Raw genomic sequence first — 6950 nt, forward strand, 5'->3', positions numbered from 1 at the left:
GATCGTGTACTTAATTCCTTTTGAAACTCAGCTTTTTGATGAAGCCCTTGTTCAAAAGCTTCTTTGGTTTTTAATTTATAGTTCACAAATAGTTCTAAGTAATCATTTTTACTTTGCTTATTACCCTCTTGAACCATGTCAATATTTTTGTTGTAAACTCTTAGAAATTCATCTATTAAAACGGGCTCATCATCTATGGTTAAAAGTACATTTTTGTCTAGTTTTTGAGAATAGGAAAATGTGGATATTACCAAAAAAATGAATAAGAAATACCTGCTTTTTTTCATAGTGATTATTATTTTTAGAATAATTGCAAAAATAGCAAAATTCGATTGTTAACCAAGATGTAATTCATAACATATTACTAAAAAGTTATCCATTTTGATATATTTGTAAACCAACCTAAAAAACAAAAAAACAATGAAGTACACGATCAGTATTACTTTAGATTTGCCGAGACAAAAAGTAATTGAACTTTTTGACAATCCGGACAATTTGAGACATTGGCAAAAAGGATTTATTAGTTTTGAACATGTTTCAGGTATTCAAGGACAGGAAGGAGCCGTTTCAAATTTAAATTACAAAATGGGAAAACGTTCCATGGAACTTGTAGAAACTATTTTGAAACGCGAGTTACCCAATGAGTTTCATGGGACCTATGACACAAAAGGAGTTCATAATATTCAGGAAAATTACTTCAAGGAAGTTGATGAACAAAAAACTGAGTGGGTTTCAGTTACAGAGTTTCAATTTTCAGGATTTATGATGAAAATGATGGGGTTTTTGATGCCGGGTGCTTTTAAAAAACAATCTTATAAATTTATGGAAGATTTTAAAAACTTTGCTGAAAAAGGAATTTCTGTTACTGAAAAGTCATAATTGCACAACAGCAATATTTCAGCTACTTTTGCAAAAAAAATATTACCATGAATAGAATACTTTTTATTTTTAGTTTTTTATTATTTACATCAATCACTTCAGCCCAGTCAAAAGTGGGAACCATCGATGTTGATTTTATCATTTCTCAAATGCCCCAAATAGAATCTGTCCAAAATGAGCTAAAAACTTATGGAGAAACTCTTGACAGCCAGCTAAAAGAGAAAATGGCCAATTATCAATCTAAGTTGAATGAATACAACACCAATGTCGATTCATTTTCAGAGACTCAGCTTGAGGAGAAACAAACTGAAATATTTGAATTGGAGGAAGACATCACAAAATTTAGACAGAATGGAGTTCAACTGATACGTATCAAAGAAGACGAACTAAAAAGACCATTATATCAAAAAATTGCTGAAGCAATGGATATCGTTGCAAAAGAACAACAATACACCCAGATATTTAATACAGGTCAGGACGGAAACCTTGTATATCTGGATCCTGCATTCGATATAACAAATGCTGTTTTAAGTCAATTGGGCATCGAAGTTAAGGAACAATAGTTTATGACCTCTGAACGCCTCAAACTCATTTGGGATTTTCACGGACCCGATGCAGAAAAAACAGCAACACATCATAGATTTCATTTGATTGAATATGCTGCCAACAAAAAACTGGAATCTCCGATTTCAGATGTTGAAAAAATTTCGGAACAACATTATATTGCTTATTTAGTAGTTGACCGAAACAAAATGCCTGCAGTAAGAGATGCCCTAAAACCACACAGAGGTCAACTTTACAAAGTCACAAGTTAATTATCTGAAAACATTCCAATCAATTTTAACTGAAAATACATTGGAATACAATGCCGCACTTTGATCTCCAATATCAGTAAGGGCATAATCTATGTGGATTCCCCTATATTTAAAACCAACGCCAATATTTGGTTGAAAATTGAGACTTTCAGAGCCATCCAGTTGCAATACGTTTTGAAAATTTCCAACTCCGGCTCGTAAAAAAACCATATCAATAAACCCAAAATCAAAACCCAATGCAGGATCAATACTAAAACTACTCGTAGAGATCAAATCATTGGTTTGAACAAATCGCATATTGAGATTCATTGATGCTACAAGCGAGTAATCACCTCTAAAATCAAATCTTTTTCCTGCACCAATTTGCAACTTTGGAATCGTAATCTCAGTGGTTTCGGGTTGTTCCTGGTTCTGACCATCCACAGCGCCCTGAATGGTAGCAAATTGCTCTTCATCAATTGTCCATAAATTGTAAGTTGTAGTGATGTCTCTGGCCATGATACCAATGCGCCAATCACCTCTTTCAAATTGAACTCCTACATCAAAACCAAAACCCCAGGAAGATGCAAATTCACCAATTACCCTTCGAATCACTTTAGCATTCACTCCATAATTCAATCCATCCAGCGGCAGTTTTCGCGCATAAGAAAATACAAACCCGTAATCGGCTGTTGAAAATAAACTAATCCGATTATAATCAATATTGCCTTGCTGATCAATTAGCTGAGTTGTATTCAAAATATCATCAACCCCAAACCTTATTGCAGAAACTCCAACTGCGCTTCGGTCATCCAAAGGCATTGCAAAAGCTGCATAATTATAAGTAGCAATATTTGCAAAATAAGAAGCATGCATAAGCGCCATTTGATTGTCTTCCAAATGCAGGATTCCGGCAGGATTCCAATAAACAGCATTTACATCTGAAGTAATCCCGGTAACTGCATTTGCCATACCTAGTGCCGCCGCATCAACCCCAATATTCATAAATTCATTTGAATATTTTCTGGCAGTTTGCGCCGAGACTATACTTACCGAAAAAAATAACAGTAACAGAAAATTCTTTTTCAAGGGCTTATTTTATTGCAAATATCTAATTTTTACTGTTTATTAAACTATAAAAGTTGTCAGTTATTGTTTAATTTTAAAGCTTAGACGAAAATAGTTTGCTAAATTTACAGAAACAAAAAACAACTATGAGATGGCTCGATTTATTCCAAATTTTATCACTTTACTAAACTTGCTTTTTGGATCTATAGCAGTTGTTTTTGCTGTACAGGGAAATTTATCGCTTGCAGCAGGTTTTGTGATACTTGGAATCTTTTTGGATTTTTTTGATGGTTTGGCAGCAAGAGTGCTAAAAGTTCAAAGCGATATAGGGAAACAACTCGACTCATTAGCCGATGTAGTAACAAGTGGATTGGCACCCGGAATTGTGATGATGCAACTCATAAATATGGCTTGTTTAGAATTTATACCAAAAAATCTTTGGGATGAAACTGAAATCAATCTGACTTCTGAAGCCTTTTTACCTTTATTGGGCCTAATAGTAACGTTGGGTTCAGCATACAGATTGGCTAAATTTAATATTGACGAAAGGCAAACAAACTCTTTTATTGGCCTGCCTACACCTGCCAACGCATTATGGATAATAAGCTTGCCGCTAATATTAATTTATCAACCCTCTGAGCTGGCATTTGACATTCTTTTAAACCCGTTTATTTTGATTGTACTTACATTGATAAGTGTTTTTTTGCTGAATGCTCCGATTCCATTATTTTCATTGAAATTTAAAACCCGAAGCTTTAAAGCAAATTCTGAACGCTATGTATTTCTTATTGTAAGCATCGCCCTTCTTGTTACTTTATGGTTTGTGGCCATCCCTCTGATTATATTACTCTACCTAATCATTTCACTGATAGCTAACAAACGAAAGAATGTCTAATTAAAGTTTAATTTCTTTTTGCGTAGTTCAAAGTTTTGACCCAAATAAACTTTCCTAACCATTTCATCGGCAGCAAGTTCTTCAGGCTCACCGTGTTTTAAAATACTACCTTCAAACATCAGGTAAGTGCGATCAGTAATAGCAAGTGTCTCCTGAACATTGTGATCTGTTATCAGAATTCCAATGTTTTTATTTTTTAGTTGTGCAACAATACGCTGAATGTCTTCTACGGCAACAGGATCAACACCGGCAAATGGTTCATCAAGTAAGATAAAGCTGGGGTCTGTTGCCAGAGCACGCGCAATCTCGGTGCGACGGCGTTCGCCACCTGAAAGTAAATCTCCTCTGTTTTTTCTGATATGTCCCAAACCAAATTCCTCAATTAAGGATTCCATTTTGGCATGTTGTTCTTTTTTCGAAAGTTTCGTGAGCTGTAAAACACTTAAAATATTTTCTTCTATGCTCAATTTTCTAAAAACCGAAGCCTCTTGGGCTAGGTATCCAATTCCGTTTTGAGCCCTCTTGTACATGGGGTATTTTGTGATTTCAGTTTCATTGAGAAATATTTTACCTTTATTGGGCTTAATCAAACCGACAATCATATAAAAAGAAGTAGTTTTTCCGGCACCATTAGGACCTAATAGACCAACTATTTCACCGCGGTTCACTTCCACACTGATGCCTTTGACCACATCACGTCCTTTATAGGTTTTTACAAGGTTTTCAGCTCTTAGTTTCATAAAAAAGTAAATTGTTCTTTTTAATTAAACCCAAAAAAGATTATTTATTGTGTTGTAACTCCAATGCCTCCCAAAATTCATATGCTCTTCTTAAGTGTGGAATAACAATTGTTCCCCCTACAAGAGTTGCTATACTTAGTGTTTCCATTACTTCTTCCTTGGTAGCACCCAGTTCGAAGACTGTTTGTAAATGATAAGCAATACAATCATCACAACGCAACACCGCAGAAGCTACCAGGCCTAATAGTTCTTTAGTTTTTATATCCAAAGCACCCTCCATGTAGGCGTTCGTGTCAAGATTAAAGATACGCTTTATGATTTTATTGTTATCAGCCAACAGTTTTTCATTCATGCGTTCGCGGTAAGCATTGAATTCATCAACTTTATTTTTTTGCATTTTCTCTTCGTTTTTGATTTCTAATTACAATTCTGGAAATTACAATACTTAGTTCATACAAAATCAGGATTGGAATCGCTACAATTATTTGACTCACAATATCTGGGGGAGTGATTACAGCAGATAAAATAAGCACCACAACCAAACTGATTTTTCTGTATTTTTTTAAAGTTTCAGGGGTTACCAATCCTATTTTGGTCAGAAAGTAAATAATAATGGGCAGTTCAAATATTAAACCCGATGCAATCACAGAAGAACGTACTAATCCTATATAACTACTTAAGTCAAAATCATTAAATACCTCACCACTCACCTGATAGCTTCCTAAAAAGTTAATTGACAGAGGAGTAATGACATAATACCCAAAAATAACTCCCATAAAAAACAACAATGACGAAACAGCAATAAATCCTCTAGCTGTATTCCTTTCGTTTTCCATAAGACCCGGACTGATAAACTTCCAGAATTCATAAATCACATAGGGGAAAGCTACTACAAAACCTGCGGTGATTGAAGTCCAAATATGTGCTGAGAACTGTCCGGCCATCGTCCTGCTTTGTATTCTGAACGGAAGTTCATCAAAACAAAAACTGTCTTGCAATCCAACAAATTGCGCAATATCACAAAGCACTCTGTAGGTGACAAAATCGGCTTGTTTAGGTCCGAATATAATTACATCAAAAATGAAATCTTTTGCTAAAAAAGCTACAAAACCAACAACCACAATACTCAAAGTTGCTCTGATAAGATGCCAACGCAAGTCTTCCAGGTGGTCCAAAAATGTCATCTCCGCATTGGGGTCTTTCTTCTTTCGGGCTGCCATTAAATAATTCCCTCTTTTATTAAGTTATGAATATGAAGTACACCTTTATAAAGGCCTTTATCTTCTACCAGTAGTTGTGATATTCCGTGCATTTCCATCAAATCCATCGCTTTAACAGCCATCGCCTGACCTTCAATGCGTTTTGGGTTGGTGGTCATAATATCTTTTGCCTTAAGTTTACTAATATCATCTGTTTTTGCAAGCATTCTTCTTAAGTCGCCATCAGTTATAATACCTATGATTTTTTCATCTTCAACTACAGCTGTTACACCAAGCATTTTCTCAGTAATTTCAACAATCACCTCTTTAAGGCTCGATTGCAATCCAACCTTAGGCTTTTCATTGGCATCAGTCAAATCAGAAACACGTAAATACAATTGCTTTCCTAAAGAACCCCCGGGATGAAATCGAGCAAAATCCTTACTGGAAAACCCTCTTATATCCAACAAACACATAGCAAAAGCATCTCCAATAACCAATTGTGCAGTAGTACTCGTAGTAGGTGCCAAATTATTTGGGCATGCCTCCTTTTCAACAAAAGCATTAAGAACAAAATCAGCTTGCTTTCCTAAAAAGGAATCCTTGTTTGATGTAATGGCAATTAACGTATTACCCAAAGATTTAATCAACGGTACTAAAACTTTAATCTCAGGAGTATTTCCGCTTTTAGAAATACAAATAACCACATCTTCTGGTTGAATAGTTCCTAAATCACCATGGATGGCATCAGCTGCATGCATAAATCCAGCCGGTGTTCCGGTAGAATTTAATGTAGCTACAATCTTGGTAGCAATATTTGCGCTTTTTCCAATGCCTGTAATAATAACCCTACCACCGGAATTGAACACATGAGTAACTGCATTTGCAAACTCATCATCTACAAGTTTAGCAAGATAAGCAATGGCTTTGCTCTCTGTCTCGATGGTTTGTCTGGCAACGGAAATGATTTTTTTATGACTTTGCAAATCTTAACAGTTTATTAGGTTTGTGTCTTATCAGGAAATTAGTATATTTAGACTACAAATGTAGATAAAATAATTGTAGTAAGTGAACGAAATTGACATACACGCAGCTCTCAAAAAGCATTTTGGATTTTCAGCATTCAAAGGGTTGCAGGAAGAGGTTGTCAAAAGTGTTGTAAGCAATAACAATACTTTTGTCATTATGCCAACAGGTGGTGGAAAGTCTCTGTGCTATCAACTCCCGGCATTGATTGCAGAAGGTACAGCTATAGTTGTTTCTCCCCTTATCGCATTGATGAAAAATCAGGTAGACTTTCTCAGAGGAAACTCCTCTGAAACAGGTATTGCACATGTTCTTAATTCCTCCCTCAACAAAACAGAAGTGAAACAAG

Annotated in this window: 10 protein-coding genes and 1 pseudogene; 5 read left to right on the forward strand and 6 right to left on the reverse strand. The window is 35.4% G+C overall.

The window, feature by feature from the left end:
• A pseudogene (locus tag AACY61_RS06470) lies at positions 1-287 on the reverse strand (peptidylprolyl isomerase); the annotation flags it as partial.
• 133 nt (positions 288-420) lie between these two features.
• Here AACY61_RS06470 and AACY61_RS06475 point away from each other — a divergent pair.
• From AACY61_RS06475 to AACY61_RS06485, 3 genes are read left to right on the forward strand one after another with little or no spacing between them, the layout of a single operon-like run.
• A complete protein-coding gene (locus AACY61_RS06475) occupies positions 421-879 on the forward strand; it encodes an SRPBCC family protein (RefSeq protein ID WP_339610764.1) in 459 nt (152 codons plus the stop codon).
• A 47-nt stretch (positions 880-926) separates the two neighbouring features.
• On the forward strand, positions 927-1442 hold the full coding sequence (locus AACY61_RS06480; protein ID WP_339610765.1) for an OmpH family outer membrane protein: 516 nt from the start codon (positions 927-929) through the stop codon (positions 1440-1442).
• Positions 1443-1445: 3 nt separating this feature from the next.
• The gene (locus AACY61_RS06485) at positions 1446-1694 is read left to right on the forward strand and encodes a hypothetical protein (RefSeq protein WP_339610766.1); all 249 of its coding nucleotides are present in this window, start codon (positions 1446-1448) and stop codon (positions 1692-1694) included.
• Here the strand turns inward: AACY61_RS06485 and AACY61_RS06490 are convergent, their stop codons facing one another.
• Positions 1695-2762 carry a PorV/PorQ family protein gene (locus tag AACY61_RS06490; protein WP_339610768.1) on the reverse strand — a complete coding sequence of 356 codons (1068 nt, stop codon included), beginning with the start codon at positions 2760-2762 and terminating at the stop codon, positions 1695-1697. It lies immediately after the preceding gene.
• Positions 2763-2892: 130 nt separating this feature from the next.
• On the opposite strand from AACY61_RS06490, the gene AACY61_RS06495 reads away from it, so the two are divergent.
• Positions 2893-3636: a CDP-alcohol phosphatidyltransferase family protein gene (locus AACY61_RS06495; RefSeq protein ID WP_339610769.1), complete on the forward strand. Its 744-nt coding sequence runs from the start codon at positions 2893-2895 to the stop codon at positions 3634-3636.
• Here AACY61_RS06495 and lptB read toward each other — a convergent pair.
• From lptB to AACY61_RS06515, 4 genes are read right to left on the reverse strand one after another with little or no spacing between them, the layout of a single operon-like run.
• A complete protein-coding gene (gene lptB, locus AACY61_RS06500) occupies positions 3633-4376 on the reverse strand; it encodes an LPS export ABC transporter ATP-binding protein (RefSeq protein WP_339610770.1) in 744 nt (247 codons plus the stop codon). The two genes, AACY61_RS06495 and lptB, sit on opposite strands and share 4 nt — an antisense overlap.
• A 40-nt stretch (positions 4377-4416) precedes the next feature.
• Positions 4417-4773 carry a carboxymuconolactone decarboxylase family protein gene (locus AACY61_RS06505; RefSeq protein WP_339610771.1) on the reverse strand — a complete coding sequence of 119 codons (357 nt, stop codon included), beginning with the start codon at positions 4771-4773 and terminating at the stop codon, positions 4417-4419.
• The gene (tatC, locus tag AACY61_RS06510; RefSeq protein WP_339610772.1) at positions 4760-5596 is read right to left on the reverse strand and encodes a twin-arginine translocase subunit TatC; all 837 of its coding nucleotides are present in this window, start codon (positions 5594-5596) and stop codon (positions 4760-4762) included. The genes AACY61_RS06505 and tatC overlap by 14 nt, the downstream gene beginning before the upstream one ends.
• Positions 5596-6561, reverse strand: a complete 966-nt coding sequence (locus AACY61_RS06515) for a KpsF/GutQ family sugar-phosphate isomerase (protein ID WP_339610773.1) — start codon at positions 6559-6561, stop codon at positions 5596-5598. Before AACY61_RS06515 ends, tatC begins: the two co-directional genes overlap by 1 nt.
• Positions 6562-6643: 82 nt before the next feature.
• Between AACY61_RS06515 and AACY61_RS06520 the strand changes: the two genes are divergently transcribed.
• The coding region (locus AACY61_RS06520; RefSeq protein ID WP_339610774.1) for a DEAD/DEAH box helicase at positions 6644-6950 on the forward strand (307 nt) is incomplete at its 3' end.

This window comes from uncultured Planktosalinus sp., assembly GCF_963973675.1.
In the GTDB taxonomy this organism is placed as follows: domain Bacteria; phylum Bacteroidota; class Bacteroidia; order Flavobacteriales; family Flavobacteriaceae; genus Planktosalinus.

Bases quoted from the DNA above. Each gene is read 5' to 3' on its own strand.
- AACY61_RS06480 (WP_339610765.1), top strand. From the start codon at position 927: ATGAATAGAATACTTTTTATTTTTAGTTTTTTATTATTTACATCAATC.
- AACY61_RS06485 (WP_339610766.1), top strand. From the start codon at position 1,446: ATGACCTCTGAACGCCTCAAACTCATTTGGGATTTTCACGGACCCGAT.
- lptB (WP_339610770.1), bottom strand. From the start codon at position 4,376: ATGAAACTAAGAGCTGAAAACCTTGTAAAAACCTATAAAGGACGTGAT.
- AACY61_RS06505 (WP_339610771.1), bottom strand. From the start codon at position 4,773: ATGCAAAAAAATAAAGTTGATGAATTCAATGCTTACCGCGAACGCATG.
- AACY61_RS06475 (WP_339610764.1), top strand. From the start codon at position 421: ATGAAGTACACGATCAGTATTACTTTAGATTTGCCGAGACAAAAAGTA.
- AACY61_RS06495 (WP_339610769.1), top strand. From the start codon at position 2,893: ATGGCTCGATTTATTCCAAATTTTATCACTTTACTAAACTTGCTTTTT.
- tatC (WP_339610772.1), bottom strand. From the start codon at position 5,596: ATGGCAGCCCGAAAGAAGAAAGACCCCAATGCGGAGATGACATTTTTG.